Genomic DNA, 14,008 nt, shown 5'->3' with positions numbered 1-14,008 from the left:
GACGTCAGCGGGTCACCGTCGCCAGCCACTGCCCGTCCGACGACCAGACCTCGAAGTGATCGATCTCGGCGGGCCGCAGCGCGGCGCCGCCTCGGACCACTGCCGGCTCCTCGCCCGGCCCGGTACCCGTACCCGACCAGGTGCTCACCGTCTGTTTGCTGCCGTCCCGCCCCACCGCGACCAGTGCGCACGACCCCGCCGCCGGGGCTCGCGCCACCTCCAGTCCGACGTCCGAGCCCCACTCCCTCTCACCGGTCGTCACCACCGCGCTCACACCGGAGCCCCGGTCCCCGCCCGCCCACCGTTCGGCCGTCGCAGGACGGGACGGTGAGCCGTCGTACAGGCCCGCCACGGCTGCCGGCCCGCCGACGCCGAGGACCACGGCCGCCGCCACGAGGGCGAGGCGCCGTCTTCGGGACGTGCGGCGTCCGGCCCTCGCCACGGCGACGATCCGGTGCAGGAGTTCCGGGCCGGCATCGGCCACCGGAGCGACCCCGGCCGGTGTCCGGCGCACGTACACCGCGAGCTGAGCCGCCACCTCCCCGAACTCGCGCACCTGGACCCCGCAGGCGGAACACTCCGTCAGGTGCTCCTCGAAACGGAAGGCATCGGCAGCACCGAGCACGCCGAGCACGTAGGCTCCGACGTCGCGATGGGGTTCGAGGATGCGCATGCCCACACGTACGCAGCGGACCCGTAAATCACTCATGCCACAACGCAGGTACACACCCAGCGACCGACCGGTCCGCGAGCGGCCGGCACACGGGGGGTGGAAGAAGGAGCCCCCGCGACGCCGCCCCCCAGGTGCCGGTCGGTCTAAACTCCGGCCTCATGCTGCGCGTACTCGCCGTCGACGACGAAGCACCCGCCCTGGAGGAACTCCTCTACCTCCTGCGCGCCGACCCGCGCATCCGGAGCGCCGAGGGTGCCACGGGTGCGACCGAGGCGCTGCGCCGCATCGGCAGTGCCGTCGATGCCGGGCCCGAGGACCCCTCGGCCATCGACGTCGTCTTCCTGGACATCCACATGGCGGGCCTCACCGGACTCGACGTGGCCCAGCTCCTGGCGGGGTTCGCCGCGCCCCCCCTCATCGTCTTCGTCACCGCCCACGAGGGCTTCGCCGTGCACGCCTTCGACCTCAAGGCCGTCGACTACGTGCTCAAGCCCGTCCGCCGCGAGCGCCTGGCCGAGGCCGTCCGCCGCGTCGCCGAACAGGTCGGCGAGCGCTCCGCGCCCGTCCACGACGCCGCCGCCGACCAGATCCCGGTCGAACTGGGCGGGGTGATCCGGTTCGTGCCCGTCGAGGACATCGCGTACGCCGAGGCGCAGGGCGACTACGCCCGGCTGCACACCGCCACGGGCAGCCACCTCGTCCGGATCCCGCTGACCACCCTCGAGGAACGCTGGCGGTCCCGCGGCTTCGTGCGCATACACCGGCGCCATCTCGTCGCGCTGAGCCGTATCGACGAACTCCGCCTCGACGCCGGCAGCATGAGCGTGCGCATCGGGGAAGCGGAGCTCGCGGTCAGCCGTCGTCACACCCGGGCCCTGCGCGATCTCCTGATGCGCCAGACCGGCCGCTGACCTGCGCCTACCCCGGGCTCGCCCCTTCCCAGCCGAGGCCCGTGCCGCCTAGACTCCGGGCCCATGTCCGCAGAGAGCACGCCCCGGCGCGAAGTGGTCACGGGCGAGCCGCGGCGGGTGCGTCCGCTGCCCCGCTACCGTGCCCAGTCGGAGATCGACGAGCAGACCGCCCTCGGCGGCGCCTACGTCCGCTCGCTGATGCGCAGCCAGCTCCGCGCCGGACTCACCGCCTTCGGCGTACTCGCCCTGGTCGCCGGCACCCTGCCGCTGGCCTTCGAGGCCCTCCACAGCAACACCCTCGTCTGGGCGGTCCTCGGCTTCGCCACCTATCCGCCGCTCACCCTGGCCGCCTGGTGGTACGTACGCAGGGCCGAGCGCAACGAGCGCGACTTCGCCCGACTCGTGGAAGGCCGCCCCGCACCGTGACCGCCCCCGGCCATCCGGCATCGATGGTGGCGGTCGCCCTCGTCGTCCTGGCCACCGTGCTCGTCGGCGGTTTCGGGCTGCGGATCTCTCGGACCACGTCCGACTTCTACGTCGCCTCCCGCACCGTGCGGCCACGCCTCAACGCCGCGGCGATCAGCGGCGAGTACCTCTCCGCCGCGTCCTTCCTGGGCATCGCGGGCCTGGTGCTGGTGCACGGCCCCGACATGCTCTGGTACCCGGTCGGCTACACCGCCGGATACCTCGTGCTGCTGGTGTTCGTCGCTGCGCCGCTGCGCCGCTCCGGGGCGTACACCCTGCCCGACTTCGCCGAAGGGCGCCTGGAATCCCGCCAGGTGCGCAGGCTGGTCAGCGTGTTCGTCGTCGGCGCGGGCTGGGTGTACCTCGTACCGCAGCTGCAGGGCGCCGGGCTCACGCTGAAGATCCTCACCGGAGCGCCCGGCTGGCTCGGCGACGTGCTCGTGGCCTCCGTCGTCGTGCTCGCCGTCGCGGCGGGCGGCATGCGCTCGATCACCTTCGTGCAGGTGTTCCAGTACTGGCTCAAGCTCACCGCGCTCCTCGTCCCGGCGATCTTCCTGGTGCTGGCCTGGCAGGGCGATGGACGGCCCCCTGTCAGCTTCGACGAGCAGGTCTCCGTCCTCCGCGCGGAGCACCCGCTCTACGCGACGTACGGGCTGATCGTGGCGACCTTCCTCGGGACCATGGGCCTGCCCCACGTCGTCGTCCGCTTCTACACCAGCCCCAACGGCCGCGACGCCCGCCGTACCACCGTCGCCGTCCTCGCCCTCATCGGCATGTTCTATCTCCTGCCGCCGGTCTACGGGGCCCTGGGCAGGCTGTACGCACCCGAGCTCATGCACGGCGGAGACGCCGACGCCGCCGTACTGCTGCTGCCCGCCCGCGTGATCGGCGGCCTCGGCGGTGACCTCCTCGGCGCGCTCGTCGCGGGAGGTGCGTTCGCCGCGTTCCTCTCCACGGCGTCCGGGCTCACCATGGCCGTCGCGGGGGTGATCACGCAGGACGTCCTGCCCTCGCGCGGCGTACGGCACTTCCGGCTGGCCACCGTCCTCGCCATCGCCGTGCCGCTGGCCGGATCACTGCTCGTCAGCCGGGTGCCGGTGGCCGACGCCGTGGGCATGGCCTTCGCGGTCTCCGCCTCCTCCTTCTGCCCGCTGCTCGTCCTCGGCATCTGGTGGCGGCGGCTCACCCCGCCGGGCGCGATCGCCGGACTGCTGCTCGGCGGCGGCTCCGCGCTCCTGTCCGTGGCGATCACCGTGAGCGGCGCGGTGCGCCCGCCGGGCTGGCCGCACGCCCTGCTCGCCTGGCCCGCCGTCTGGTCCGTGCCGGTCGGCTTCCTCGCGATGATCCTGGTGTCCCTGGCCACTCCGGGACGGATCCCGCCGGGCACCAACGCGGCCATGACCCGCTTCCATCTGCCGGAAGCCCTGACCTCGGGGAGAGGGCGATGAGCCCCTGCAAGGAGAACCGGTGACCGGGGCCGGGATCGCCGTCATAGCCGTGCTCACCCTGCTGCTGTTCGGCACGGGCTTCCTCCTCGGACGCACCGCTCGGCCCGTACGCACCAGTGACGTGGGTACGCCCGTCGAGCACGCCACCTTCGAGACCCTGCACACCGCTTCCCTCGCCGCGCCGCCCCTGCGCGCCGGACTCACCGAGGAGAGCGCCCGCAGATCGGCACGCCGGCTGCGCTCGCTGCTGGGCACCGACGCCCTCTGCCTCACCGACCGGGACCAGGTGCTCGTGTGGGACGGAGAGGGGGACCATCACGGCAAGGACGTGATGCACCACGTTCAGGGGCTCCTCGCCAGCGGCCGGGACACCGCCTTCCACAGCGACTGCGGCGACCTCGACTGCCCGCTCCGCTGGGCCGTCGCCGTCCCGCTGACCGTCGACCACCGGGTGCTCGGCACGCTCGTCGCCTACGCGCCCCGCGAATCCGCCGTCCTGGCGAGGGCCGCGGGAGAGGTCGCCCGCTGGGTCTGCGTACAGCTGGAACTCGCCGAGCTCGACCGCTCCCGCACGCAGTTGATAGAGGCCGAGATCAAGGCGCTGCGGGCGCAGATCTCCCCGCACTTCATCTTCAACTCGCTGGCGGCGATCGCCTCGTTCGTCCGCACCGACCCGGAGCAGGCGCGCGAACTGCTGCTGGAGTTCGCCGACTTCACCCGATACTCCTTCCGCAGGCACGGGGAGTTCACCACCCTGGCCGACGAACTGCACTCCATCGACCAGTACTTGGCGCTGGTGCGGGCCCGATTCGGGGAGCGGCTCTCGGTGACCCTGCAGGTCGCCCCGGAGGTGCTGCCCGTCGCCCTGCCGTTCCTCTGTCTCCAGCCGCTGGTCGAGAACGCCGTCAAGCACGGCCTGGAGGGCGCCGTCACCCGGAGCCGCATCACGATCAGCGCACTGGACGCGGGCGCCGAGGCGGAGGTGGTCATCGAGGACGACGGCATCGGCATGGACCCGGACCGGCTGCGTCAGATCCTGCGCGGCGAGGGCGGCACGTCCACCGGGATCGGGCTGCTCAACGTCGACGAGAGGCTGCGGCAGGTGTACGGCGACGACTACGGGCTGGTCATCGAGACCGGTGCGGGCGCCGGCATGAAGATCACCCTGCGACTGCCCAAGTACCGTGCGGGAGTCCACGGTTCATGACGACCCGTGGTGCGGCCGCTCAGTAGAGATGGATCGCCAGATGCCCGAGCGGCAGCCCGAGCTGCCACGCGGGTGTCCACACCTGCGCCTCCCGCTCCTCCTCGCTCCCCGCCGGCTCCCAGAGGGTCGGCCCGATCGCGTCGAGGTCCGCCGCCAGCAGTTCGGTCTCCTCCAGCCAGCGCCAGGCCGCGCGCGCCAGCGCGAGGTCGGGGTCGGCCGGCCCACCCTCGGCCGCCGGGTGGTCCTGGGCGTCCAGCCGCGCGCACACCCACCGTCTCCAGGGCGCTCCGTACGCGGTGAGCAGCCGCAGTTCGTCCACCCGGGCCGCGGGCAGGGCGTCGGCCACCGCCCCCTCGGAGAGGAAGATCGTCAGGGCGAGCGCATCCCGGCCCGCCCGGTACTCCAGAGTCGTCGGCTCCATCAGGTCGCCGGTCAGCAGCAGTTCGTCCGCGATGTACTCGGCGTACATCCAGTCCATCGGGACCAGCAGCCCGCCCCCACTGGTTCCATCGTGCCGTTCGGGACGCATCCCGTCTCGCCTCTTTCTTCGACTCGGTACCGGGCTTCACGCAGCATTGAACCGGGGGCGCGTGCCCCGCGTGGGCAGAAGGGCAGGATCCGTCGGGAGATACGAGGTGCGATGACCGCCGAGCGCGGCGACGACCCGCATGTGCGGGAGCTGCTGGGTGCGTATGTGCTCGACGCGCTGGCCGCCGACGAGAGCGGTCCGGTCGCCTGGCACCTCCAGCGGTGCGACGCGTGCGCCGCGGCCTACGTGGAGGTCGCGGACACGGTGTCCCTGCTCGCGCTGCTCAGCGAGGACGACCTGCTGGAGTAGCCGGGAAGGTTGCGGGACAGCAGCCGCAGCGCGTAGTACGAACGGGACTTGACGGTGCCCGCCGGTATGCCGAGCGCCTGCGCCGTCTCGCCCACGCTCAGCCCGCGGAAGTAGATCTGTACCAGCACGGCGCGGTGCTCGGGGCTGAGGGTCCTGACCGCCTCGCGCACATCGAGCGCGCGGACCGCCGAGTCCGCGGTGTTCTCCCGGGCGGGGGCGCTCTCCAGGACCACGTCGCTGACCTCGGCGGGCCGGGCCTGGCGGGACCTGCGGGCGTCGATGGCCAGACGCCGGGCGACGGTGAAGAGCCAGGGGCGCATCGAGTCGTACGGGGCGTCGAACGCCTCCGGATGCTGCCAGGCGCGGACCAGCGTCTCCTGCAGCAGGTCCTCCGCGCGCTGCCGGTCGCCGAACGTCAGCCCGAGCAGGAAGTGGAACAGGGCCGGCCCGTGTTCCCGCTGCAACTCCGCGAGGGTCCGCTCATCGGTTGTCGCCGTGGTCATCGTGACGTCCTTTCCCGAAGAGGCCCCTGCCGCCTCGCTCCCGCCTGGCGTATACGAACGCATCGCGGCCCGGGGGAACAGGCAGCACACCGAGATGTGCGCCGAGCGGTCGCACGGAGCGGCGAGTGGTGCGGTGAACGGTCGGCAGAGGGCGATACGGCCGATTCAGGTACTTCGCCACCTATGTTCTTGACTCGCCAGTATGAATATATGTGTATTCATAGGGCCGAAATCATCCGAACTGGGAGTCGTGCCGATGACGAAGCGCATCCGACAAGGCGCGGTGATCGCCGTCGCGGGAATGCTCGCCGCCGCGACGGCCTGTACCGGCCAGCAGTCCACGCCCCCGGGTTTCGCCGGGCGCCAGCTGTCCGCGGACGGGGGCGGCAGCGGGGCGGGCGGCGGAGGAGCGGACAGCGCGCGCACCTTCACGCTCCTGGCCTCGGGCGACATCCTGCCGCACTCGTCCGTCATCGACCGGGCCGCGGCGGACGCGGGTGGCCGGGGCTACGACTTCCGCCCGATGCTCAGGGACTCCGTTCCCGCCGTCTCGGGTGCGGATCTGGCCATCTGTCACATGGAGACGGTGTACGGGGAGCACGGCGGCCCCTACACGGGCTACCCCACCTTCAAGTCGCCGCCCGAGGTGGCACAGGCACTGCGCTCCACCGGCTACGACTCCTGCTCCACGGCGTCCAACCACACCCTGGACGACGGGGCGCCGGGAATCGGGCGCACCCTCGACGCCCTGGACAAGGCCGGCATCGCGCACGCCGGATCCGCCCGCTCCTCGGCCGAGGCGGGCCGCCCCACCCTGCTCAAGGCCGGTCGGGGCAAGCAGGCCCCGAAGGTCGCGCACCTCGCGTACACCTACGGAACCAACGACATGCCACTGCCCGCGGGCCAGCCCTGGGCGGTCAACCTGATCGACCGGGACCGCATCGTCGCGGACGCGCGGGCGGCCCGCCGCGCCGGCGCCGACGTCGTCGTCCTCTCCCTGCACTGGGGTACGGAGTGGCAGGACGAACCCGACGAGGACCAGCTCGCGCTGGGCCGGGAACTCACGGCCTCCGTGACAGGTGGCCGCCCCGACATCGACCTGATCCTCGGCACCCACGCCCATGTCCCGCAGGCGTACGAGAACGTCAACGGCACCTGGATCGTCTACGGCATGGGTGACCACGTCTCCGGTGCGATGGTCAATCACGACGGCGCCCAGGATCCGCGCGGCAACGAGAGTTCGATGGGCCGCTTCACCTTCGCGCCGCCGGCGAAACCCGGGGAGCGCTGGACGGTCAGCAAGGCCGAATTCATTGCCCACCGGTTCGACCCCGTCACCGGGCGCGCGTGGAACCTCGACGCGGCCGTGGAGGGCGGAGCGGACCACCGGAGGGAAGCCCGTGACCGGATTCGCGACGTCGTCCTCAGCCGTGGAGCCGGCCAGGACGGACTCGTGATGGGGAAGTAGCCTGCCGGCGGGGTCGAGGCGTCCGGACGTCCGGGTGTCCGGAACGACGTCGATACGACCGCGGGGTCACGGGACGACCGTGACCGGCCAGCGCCCGGCCTTCACCAGCCGGACCGCCACCGAACCCACGAACCGGTGCCCGGCGGACTCCGACGCACCCACCACCACGGCGTCCGCCTTCAGCTCGTCCGCAGCCGTCACGAGCCCGTTGTAGGGATCGCCGCGGAAGGTGTGGAACTCCCAGCGGACATTCCATATGTCCTTGAGCCGCTCGGTCGCCGTCCTGATCTCGCTCACCAGCTCCTCGGCGATCTCCTCCGTCGCTCCGGAGACCGGTGCGCCCAGTGCTGCGCCGGCCGGGATCACGGGCTGGACGTAGACGAGGGCGAGCATGGCGTTCTGACGGCGTGCAAGGCCGGCGGCGTAGGCCGCGGCCCGCATCGACGAGTCGGTCCCGTCGATGCCCGCGACGATCACCTTGGGGCCGTCCGTGCCGCGTTCGAACCGGTCGTGTCGCTGGTCTGTCACGGCAGTGAGGTTATCCGCACTCCGGCGGGGAACCCGAGCCGGCCGGCGTGCGGACCGAGACGTCCCCGTCCGCCCCTGTCGGCGCACTCCCCCCATCGGGTGCACATTGCCGCGCACCTGGTGTCGCCGACAGGTCAGGGCCGTACAGCGTGCGAGCAGTTGGCCATGAAACATGATCAGATCCCGGCAGGACGCCGCACGCTCCTGCGCCTCGCCCTCGGGCTCGGGGCCGCCACCGTCGTACACATGATCGCCGCAGACCCGGCGGGTACGCCTCCGCGTCCGGGGGGAGAGCCGCCCACGGGTGCCGCCGGCTCTCCGGGGGGCGCGCGGACGCCCCCGGCCGGGTACCGCCTGCGGCCCATGACCTCCCACGCCCCGCCCCGGTTCCGGCCCGAAGCGCCACCGGTGCGCACCCGGCCGTTCGAGGAGCTGCCGGACCTGGGGCACGACGCCATGGTGCTCAGCTTCGACGACGGCCCGGACCCCTCGTACACACCGGACATCCTGGCCACCCTGCGCAGGTACGGGGTCCGGGCGATGTTCTTCGTCTGCGGGGAGATGGCGGAGGGCAACCAGGACCTGCTGCGTGAGATGGCGGCGGACGGGCACGTGGTCTGCAACCATTCCTGGTCGCACCCCCTGATCCCGGCGCTCCCCAGGCGCGCGATCCGTGCCGAGCTCGGCAGGACCAGCGACGTGATCGAGAGGACCCTGGGGGCAGCGCCGCTCTGGTACCGGGCCCCGTACGGAGCCTGGAACCGTAATTCCTTCGAGATCGGCGCCTCGATGGGCATGGAACCGATGGCCTGGACCGTCGACTCGCTGGACTGGACCACACCGGGTACATCCACCATCGTGCGCCGGATCCGGAAGGGCGCGGCACCGGGCGTCGTGGTGCTGTCGCACGACGCGGGCGGCGACCGGTCCCAGAGCGTCGCCGCCCTGCGCCGGTATCTGCCCGCGCTGATCGAGGACGGCTACCGACTGACCGTCCCGCACCGCACCTGACGGCCGCGGCGCGCCTTCCCGAAGGTCAGCGCGTCTCGACCAGCCGGGCGAAGACCACCACGTTCCCGTCGTACCCGCCGGCCTTCGAATAGCCGCCGCCGCACGTGATGACCCGGAGCTCGGAGTACCCGGTGTCGCCGTAGACCCGGGCTCCGGGGAAGTCGTTCTTGGAGAACACCTCGACCCCGTACACCTCGAACACCGCGACCCGGTCGTCGTAGCGGGCCACTTCGACGCGCAGGCCCTTCTGGAGGGAGCCCAGGCCGTAGAAGACCGCGGGGCCCGACAGGTTGTCCACGTGGCCGACCATGACGGCCGTGCCGCGCTGTCCCGGCGCGATGCCGTTCTGGTACCAGCCCGCGAGGTTCGGGTCCTGCGCGGGCGGCGCCTCGATCCAGCCGGCCGGATCCAGGTTCACGTCGATCACGGGGGCGTCCACCTGGATCGACGGGATCTGTACCCGGGCGGCGGGCGCGTACGGCAGCGGTTGTACCGGTTCGCCCTCGTCCGGTGCGGCGGCCGCCACGTCCCGGGGGCCCGCCACGGAGGCCGCTGCGGCGGGCTGCGGTGGTCCGGGGGAGGTCTCGACGCCATTACGCATGAGGGCGAGCCCGGTGAGCATCACCAGGGCGATCGCGCCCCAAGGTGTGCGTCTGCTCCGCTCGGCGCCCCAGTGGTCCCGGCCCATGGTTCTCCCTTCGTCGCGACATCGCAAACGCTAGGCGCGGGGCGGTGCGGCGGCGATCAGGGAAGAGCGAACGGGTGGCGGCCACGGGGGCGCCCTCTACTTCGGAGTAATCAGCAGATAAAAGTTCTGACGGTCCGTGACCTGCGGGTCCGTCAGATTTCGGGGCAGTCGCACGGCGTGTCGGATCACCGATGTGGAGCAGCGCCGAAGTGCAACATTTGCGGTATCTGGTGAGGGTTCGTCATGGGACGCGTTCTCGTCGATTCATCCCGGGGATCAGGACTCCGGGGCGCTTCCCGCTGGAGGTTCAAAGATGCGTGCTTCACGCACTCTCGCGGTGACCGCGACCGCATTCGCCGCGGTCGGGCTCGCTGCTCCGATGGCGATCGCCGGCGGCGGCCCTGGCGGCAACCCGAGCACCGCCCCGACCAACGTCACCGTCAACCCGTCCTCCGTCCACCAGGGCGCCACCCTGCAGGTCAGTGCAGAGGGATGCGGCCGAGCCGGCGGCAAGGTGTGGTCGAACGCCTTCCCGACGGTGAACCTCTCGCCCGGGCGCGTCGGCTACGCCACCCCCCGCATCCGGGACAACGCGACACCCGGGCAGTACAGCCTGTCCGTGAAGTGCAACGAGAGCGACAACAACTTCGGCAACGGCACCGGCGGTAACGGTGGCGACGGCGGTCAGGGCGGCAACGGCGGCCAGGGCGGTCAGGGCGGCAACGGCGATGAGCGCGGTGGCCGTGGCGACAACGACGCGTCCGTCGCGACCGCCCGCTTCACCGTGCTCCCCAGCCGGGGTGCGCAGGGCGGCCTCGGTGGCTCCATGGGGCCGAGCTCGATCGAGATGCAGATCGGAGGCGGTCTTGTCGCCGCGGCGGCTGTCGGCGGTGCCGTCTTCATCGTTCGCCGCCGGATGAGCCATGCGGCAATGTAAGGCGTCGAACCTCCCGCCCGGCCCGATACGCCCGTCGCCCCGAGTCCTGGACCAGGACCCGGGGCGACTGTCGTGCGCCGTGGAATTGTGTGGAAGCGTCAGTGCTGACGGCCGGTGCGCCGCTTGCGCAGGACGTACGTGGCCCCGGCTGCGGCGACCGTCACCAATGCGGCCCCGGCTGCGATCTCGCCGGGGTCCATGGTGTCGACACTGCCGCCGAGCCCGCCCAGTACACCGCTGGGAGACGCGGTGGAGCTGGTGGTGGGAGCGGTGGTGGGGGTGTTCGTGGGGGAACTCGTGGCACCGCTCGTGATGGAGAGGTCGGCCGTCCGCGTCGAGTTGCCGCAGCGGAAGGTCACCTCGTAGACAGCCCCGCGCCTGGCGTCCCAGTCCACCGTGACGGTGGCCGACCTGCCTCGCGGGATGGTGGTCGTGTCGAACACACCCGAGAACGCGGTCGCGTCACTGGTGCACCCCATCGCGCCGAGGGTGACCTGGCCCCCCGGCGCGACCGTCGACGGTGTGATGGTCGGCGTGAACGAGGACGTGCTGCCTGTGAGCACGTGGGCCGATGCGGCCGGTGCCATCAGGAAGCAGGCGGCCGCGCCCAGTAGGGCGGCGGGTGCGACACGTATCGCGCGCATGGTGGATCCTCCGGGTCCCCGAGGAGCAGCTGCGGAACGGATTTCCGCAAGGCATGAGAAATGCACCTCGATGCCCGAAACGCTAGAAGTGGTACATATCACCCGCGATCGGGGTCCGGCAAATGGGGCAGCCTTGTCCCTCGGCCGGCGCACCCGCAGGCCGTCCTATCCGCCCGTGGCGTGCGGGAACAGATCGGTGAACGGGGCAGGGGTGGCGGAGATGCCCCGGCCGAAGGGGGCGTCGAAATCCCAGATCAGGAAGAGCAGGAAGGCGATCAAGACGCTGAAGAGACCGGCGAGCAGCAGTTCGCGGAACGTTCTGCGGATCTGGAGCGTGAAGATCAGCCCGACCGTGACCAGCGCCCCCGTGATCAGGCCGAACCATACGACTCCCGGCATGGTCGCGCCCGCGTTCTGGCCCCGGGAGCCCCGCGCGTCGTCGACGGCGGCCACCTGGTCCACCAGCGGTTGGTACGCCTGCCCCTCGTGGTCCGTACGCGGCCTGTACTCCGTGACGTCGGCCCGCAGCCGGTCCAGGAGCCGTGTTCCCTCCTCGGTGAGGCTGCTGTGCTCCGTCATCGCCCTCCACTCCTCGTCGACGACGTACGAGACGTAGGCGTCGACATCGCCGCGGATCCGGTCGCGTACCTCGACCGGGTACACGGCTGCCCGCGCGCTGACCTCGTGCAGCGCCTGGGCCTCCAGGCGTACCGATTCCTGGGCGGCACTGCGGCCCTCCCAGACGCCCGCGATGGCCAGGCCGAGCACGATCGCGTACACCACGCCGATCATCATGGTCATGTACTCGATGACGTCGGGCGTCTCTGACGGATCGTCGTCCTCGCCGATACGGCGGTTGTTGAGGACTGCGATGGTCAGGACGACGGCGCAGGCCGAGGCCATGGCAATGGTCAGAACAAGCCATTCCGACATGGGCTTCCTTCATCGGTCTTCTGGGTCTTCATCGGTCATCGGTCATCGGGACGAGCGGGGCCGCAGTACGGCCACCGCGAAGACGGCGGGAGCTGTGATCACCAGGGTGAGCGAGACCAGCGAAGGGCCGGCCCGGGGCGTTTTGCGGGCCGGTTTCCGGTAGGCGGGGAGTGCCACAGGCCTGGGGGAGGGCGGTGCGGGACGTGCCGTGGGCGACGGCGGTGGCGGCGTGGGTTCCGGTTCCGGTTCGGGCGGCGCGGGGGCCGGAGGGGGTGGAGGTGGCGGTGGTGGAGGGGGCGGCGGTGGAGGGGGCGGGGGAGGCGGTGGTGGAGCGGGCGGAGGGGGCGGAGGCGGGGCCGGTTCGGGCTCGGCGATGACCGCCTCGCACTGCCCGTCACCCGACACGGCGACCGACGAACTGCCGTCCCCCTGACCGATGGAGGCCACCGCGCAGTTGTCACCGACCGCGGGCGCCGGGACGGCGGACAGCCAGAGCAGGGAGGTGGCGGCTATGAGCCGCACGATGCGTGATCCGTACACGCCGGGGATCATGTTCCCCGTTGCCCCGCGGCACGCGGAGCGGGAAGTCGATTCGCCTGATGGTGGGGACATTCGTCGATTCGCGTTTGCGGCCGGAGAAACTTTTTCGGTGACCCGTTGAACGGACGGGGACCACTCGCCCGTACCTAGAGCCATGAACGACGCGGACTCGCGTCGCAACCGGCAGAAGGACAACGGGAGTCGACATGAATACCTGGCGGAACGCCTCGCTCGCGGTGACGACGGTGGCCCTGTTGGCGCTGACGACGGCGTGCGGTCAGGAGAAGGGCACCGCGACCCCCAACGGCCAGGCCGTGGGCAACGCGGCCCCCGCGCAGCAGCCGGCCGACAGTGGATACGGCTCGGACGGGGGCTACGGCTCCGACACGGGTGCTGACGCGGCGGGACCGAAGAAGGCCGGGCAGCTCGCGGTGTGGGACAGCAAGGAACTGGGCAAGGTGCTGACCGACAGCGAGGGCTTCACGCTCTACCGCTTCGACAAGGACACCGCGAGCCCACCGAAGTCGAATTGCGAGGGCGACTGTGCGAAGACCTGGCCGGTGGTGCTCGCGGGTGACGCCAAGGCCGCGGCGGGGACCGATGCCGCACTGATGGGTGAGGTCGCACGGGCCGACGGCACCAAGCAGCTGACCGTCGACGGCTGGCCGATGTACCGGTACGCGAAGGACACCGGGCCCGGAGAAGCGAACGGGCAGGGCGTCGGAGGTACGTGGTTCGCCTCGGCTCCGGACGGGAAGAAGGCCGCGGTGAACGCGGATGGCCCCGCCGGTGCGGAACCCGCCGATCTCGCCGGACTTTCGGTTCGTAAGGACCCGAAACTCGGAGAGATCGTCGTCGACAAGCGAGGCATGACGGTTTACCGCTTCAAGAAGGACTCGGCATGGCCGATGAAGACCGCGTGCACGGGAGAGTGCCTCAAGAAGTGGCCCGTCGTCAGTCCCGTGTCGAAGAATGATGTCGAGGGCGTCACCACCAAGGGATTCACCACCTTCGACCGTCCCGACGGCATCAAGCAGCAGACCCTCGACTGCTGGCCGATCTACACCTTCTCCGGTGACCTCGAGCCCGGAGACACCAACGGCCAAGGTGTCGGGGGCACATGGTACGCGGTGGCGCCCGACTCGAAGCTCGTCGGCGCTTCCAAGTAGTACCGAAGAGGCCTTGCAGTGCCGGTCCGTCGCTGGGTGTTTACG

General features: G+C 71.2%; 16 protein-coding genes. 9 read left to right on the top strand and 7 right to left on the bottom strand.

All coding sequences use genetic code 11. The annotated features are described in order from the left end of the window. Nucleotides 1-4 precede the first annotated feature (4 nt). Nucleotides 5-673 carry a zf-HC2 domain-containing protein gene (locus tag OG844_RS13570; protein WP_406396113.1) on the bottom strand — a complete coding sequence of 223 codons (669 nt, stop codon included), beginning with the start codon at nucleotides 671-673 and terminating at the stop codon, nucleotides 5-7. A 158-nt stretch (nucleotides 674-831) separates the two neighbouring features. Here OG844_RS13570 and OG844_RS13565 point away from each other — a divergent pair, with 158 nt between their 5' ends. From OG844_RS13565 to OG844_RS13550, 4 genes are all read left to right on the top strand, one after another. Then, on the top strand, nucleotides 832-1,584 hold the full coding sequence (locus tag OG844_RS13565) for a LytR/AlgR family response regulator transcription factor (RefSeq protein ID WP_406390226.1): 753 nt from the start codon (nucleotides 832-834) through the stop codon (nucleotides 1,582-1,584). A 63-nt stretch (nucleotides 1,585-1,647) separates the two neighbouring features. Continuing rightward, entirely contained in the window at nucleotides 1,648-2,010 is a 363-nt protein-coding gene (locus tag OG844_RS13560; RefSeq protein ID WP_406390225.1) for a hypothetical protein, read from the top strand. Between the two features lie 23 nt (nucleotides 2,011-2,033). After that, entirely contained in the window at nucleotides 2,034-3,497 is a 1,464-nt protein-coding gene (locus tag OG844_RS13555) for a cation acetate symporter (protein WP_406396112.1), read from the top strand. Nucleotides 3,498-3,516: 19 nt separating this feature from the next. Then, a complete protein-coding gene (locus tag OG844_RS13550) occupies nucleotides 3,517-4,704 on the top strand; it encodes a histidine kinase (RefSeq protein ID WP_351176809.1) in 1,188 nt (395 codons plus the stop codon). Between the two features lie 19 nt (nucleotides 4,705-4,723). Here the strand turns inward: OG844_RS13550 and OG844_RS13545 are convergent, their stop codons facing one another. Further along, nucleotides 4,724-5,233 carry a hypothetical protein gene (locus OG844_RS13545; RefSeq protein ID WP_406390223.1) on the bottom strand — a complete coding sequence of 170 codons (510 nt, stop codon included), beginning with the start codon at nucleotides 5,231-5,233 and terminating at the stop codon, nucleotides 4,724-4,726. Between the two features lie 111 nt (nucleotides 5,234-5,344). On the opposite strand from OG844_RS13545, the gene OG844_RS13540 reads away from it, so the two are divergent. Beyond that, nucleotides 5,345-5,542 carry a zf-HC2 domain-containing protein gene (locus tag OG844_RS13540; protein WP_406390221.1) on the top strand — a complete coding sequence of 66 codons (198 nt, stop codon included), beginning with the start codon at nucleotides 5,345-5,347 and terminating at the stop codon, nucleotides 5,540-5,542. On the opposite strand, the gene OG844_RS13535 is transcribed toward OG844_RS13540, so the two are convergent. Next, on the bottom strand, nucleotides 5,476-6,045 hold the full coding sequence (locus OG844_RS13535) for a sigma-70 family RNA polymerase sigma factor (protein WP_329205034.1): 570 nt from the start codon (nucleotides 6,043-6,045) through the stop codon (nucleotides 5,476-5,478). The genes OG844_RS13540 and OG844_RS13535 overlap by 67 nt on opposite strands. A gap of 256 nt (nucleotides 6,046-6,301) precedes the next feature. Between OG844_RS13535 and OG844_RS13530 the strand changes: the two genes are divergently transcribed. Beyond that, a complete protein-coding gene (locus tag OG844_RS13530; RefSeq protein WP_406390220.1) occupies nucleotides 6,302-7,513 on the top strand; it encodes a CapA family protein in 1,212 nt (403 codons plus the stop codon). Between the two features lie 66 nt (nucleotides 7,514-7,579). Here the strand turns inward: OG844_RS13530 and OG844_RS13525 are convergent, their stop codons facing one another. Further along, nucleotides 7,580-8,041 carry a universal stress protein gene (locus tag OG844_RS13525; RefSeq protein ID WP_406390219.1) on the bottom strand — a complete coding sequence of 154 codons (462 nt, stop codon included), beginning with the start codon at nucleotides 8,039-8,041 and terminating at the stop codon, nucleotides 7,580-7,582. 165 nt (nucleotides 8,042-8,206) lie between these two features. Between OG844_RS13525 and OG844_RS13520 the strand changes: the two genes are divergently transcribed. Next, entirely contained in the window at nucleotides 8,207-9,052 is an 846-nt protein-coding gene (locus OG844_RS13520) for a polysaccharide deacetylase family protein (protein WP_406390218.1), read from the top strand. A gap of 25 nt (nucleotides 9,053-9,077) precedes the next feature. Here OG844_RS13520 and OG844_RS13515 read toward each other — a convergent pair whose 3' ends face one another. Then, nucleotides 9,078-9,740 carry a class F sortase gene (locus OG844_RS13515; protein WP_406390216.1) on the bottom strand — a complete coding sequence of 221 codons (663 nt, stop codon included), beginning with the start codon at nucleotides 9,738-9,740 and terminating at the stop codon, nucleotides 9,078-9,080. A 313-nt stretch (nucleotides 9,741-10,053) separates the two neighbouring features. Between OG844_RS13515 and OG844_RS13510 the strand changes: the two genes are divergently transcribed. Further along, nucleotides 10,054-10,677, top strand: a complete 624-nt coding sequence (locus OG844_RS13510; RefSeq protein ID WP_406390214.1) for a hypothetical protein — start codon at nucleotides 10,054-10,056, stop codon at nucleotides 10,675-10,677. Nucleotides 10,678-10,775: 98 nt separating this feature from the next. Here the strand turns inward: OG844_RS13510 and OG844_RS13505 are convergent, their stop codons facing one another. Next, on the bottom strand, nucleotides 10,776-11,321 hold the full coding sequence (locus tag OG844_RS13505; RefSeq protein WP_406390212.1) for a hypothetical protein: 546 nt from the start codon (nucleotides 11,319-11,321) through the stop codon (nucleotides 10,776-10,778). A 165-nt stretch (nucleotides 11,322-11,486) separates the two neighbouring features. Beyond that, nucleotides 11,487-12,254 carry a hypothetical protein gene (locus OG844_RS13500; RefSeq protein WP_406390210.1) on the bottom strand — a complete coding sequence of 256 codons (768 nt, stop codon included), beginning with the start codon at nucleotides 12,252-12,254 and terminating at the stop codon, nucleotides 11,487-11,489. A gap of 746 nt (nucleotides 12,255-13,000) precedes the next feature. Here OG844_RS13500 and OG844_RS13495 point away from each other — a divergent pair. Continuing rightward, nucleotides 13,001-13,963: an SCO0930 family lipoprotein gene (locus OG844_RS13495; protein WP_406390208.1), complete on the top strand. Its 963-nt coding sequence runs from the start codon at nucleotides 13,001-13,003 to the stop codon at nucleotides 13,961-13,963. The last annotated feature ends 45 nt before the right edge of the window (nucleotides 13,964-14,008 follow it).

Source organism: Streptomyces sp. NBC_00887 (assembly GCF_045207585.1).
The sequence above is the reverse complement of the archived record's forward strand: the minus strand, read 5'-3'. Positions and strand labels throughout refer to the sequence as shown.